The organism is Chitinibacter sp. GC72 (assembly GCF_009760905.1).
Lineage (GTDB): Bacteria > Pseudomonadota > Gammaproteobacteria > Burkholderiales > Chitinibacteraceae > Chitinibacter.
In genome coordinates, this window is record NZ_VIRW01000050.1 from 1 (window position 1) to 1,529 (window position 1,529).

General features: G+C 54.0%; 2 protein-coding genes. One reads left to right on the forward strand and one right to left on the reverse strand.

The annotated features are described in order from the left end of the window. Positions 1-304 precede the first annotated feature (304 nt). Positions 305-1,297, forward strand: a complete 993-nt coding sequence (locus tag FLS37_RS16685; protein ID WP_255446448.1) for an IS4 family transposase — start codon at positions 305-307, stop codon at positions 1,295-1,297. A 27-nt stretch (positions 1,298-1,324) separates the two neighbouring features. Here the strand turns inward: FLS37_RS16685 and FLS37_RS16690 are convergent. Further along, a partial coding sequence (locus tag FLS37_RS16690; protein ID WP_198314632.1) for a transposase domain-containing protein occupies positions 1,325-1,529 on the reverse strand: 205 nt, incomplete at its 5' end.

A 1,529-nucleotide genomic window follows, 5' to 3' on the forward strand; every position in this document is an offset into this window, starting at 1 on the left:
GAGCTGCCGTTGCTCATCGGTGAGGGCTTCGAGTTCAAGCACAAGGTGTTGAAATGATTGAGTTTCCATCATCGTACTCCCTGAGAGTTCTACTCTCAGGGTAGACCATCAACACGTTATCTGAACATGCCCTAAAAAACCTCGCAGTGGCGATAATGCTGTTCACTTAAGCCAAGTGAACGGCATTTTTTCTGCTCATCGCAACCCTATTCCACGTACCATCACGGCTTTTTATGTCGACCCAACGCGTTCGCTCTGAGCTTGACTACGACTTTGCCACCCTCTCTGCTGCGATTGATCCGCAGTGGATTGCGCAGGCGGAACTGCCAGTATCCGCAAGCGTAAAATGCTCGCCGAGCAAGTCATCTGGCAGGTCATCGCTCTGGCCTTGTTTCGCCGCCAATCCATTGCAGAAGTCGTTGTTCATCTCGATTTGCTACTCCCCAATGAGCAAGATCCCGACATTGCCAATAGCGCACTGACGCAAGCTCGGCAACGGCTGGGGGAAGAACCCCTCGCGCAACTTTTTTCGCTTTGCGCCTGCGCTTGGGATACACGCCACCAGCGTGGTCAAAGCTGGCGCGGTTTGGCACGTTATGCCATTGATGGGACGACGTTGCGCACCAGTGACTCCCCAGAGAATCGCCTGCACTTTGGCGCACAGGCCTATGCATCGGAGGTGGTGTCTAGCTACCCGCAGCTGCGGATGGTCACCTTGACGGCGTTGGCAACTCACTTGGTGCGCGAAGTGGCGTTTGGCGAGTATGGCAAGAATGAATTGTTGTATGCACAGGAAGTGATTGAATTGATTCCCGATTATTCACTCACTGTTCTCGACAAAGGATCTCTGAGTGCCGAAATTTTACTGCCACTCCAGCGCAATGGTCAGCAGCGGCATTGGCTGCTCCCCGCCAAAAGCAATACCAAATGGGAGCGACTTGAGTCGAACGCGCGTGACTATTGCGTGAAGATGAAAGTCTCACCGCAAGCCAGAGCCAAGCGACCTGAGTTGCCCGAATATTGGGAAGCCCGCGCGATTGAGGTGCTGTCCAGACAAGGTACGAAGCGGGTTCTACTCACCTCGCTGCTGGATCGCACGAAATATCCGGCGGCGGAAATTGCCAAGCAATACAGTCAACGCTGGCGGATTGAAACCAGTTATCGCGAGCTCAAGCAGTCGTTATTGGGCGATGAAATCACACTACGTAGCGGCACGCCAGCGACGGTGCGACAAGAGGTTTGGGGCGCCTTACTCGCCTACAATTTGGTTCGAATAGAAAGTATGCGTACGGCGTGACCACCTCGCCAGTTGCATCGAAATGAACTAGCCGCGCAGCGGCAACAACTCATCAATCCTGCTATTCGGCCAGGTAGGGAGTTTTTCCAGCGTGTCCTTCAGCCATTCTGATGGCTCAATGCCATTCAGTTTAGCCGTCGCCAATAAACTTTGGATGGCGGCTGCGCGTTTGCCGGCGCGTTCGCTGCCCGCGAATAGCCAATTCTTTTTGCCAATCGCAATCGGCCGGATG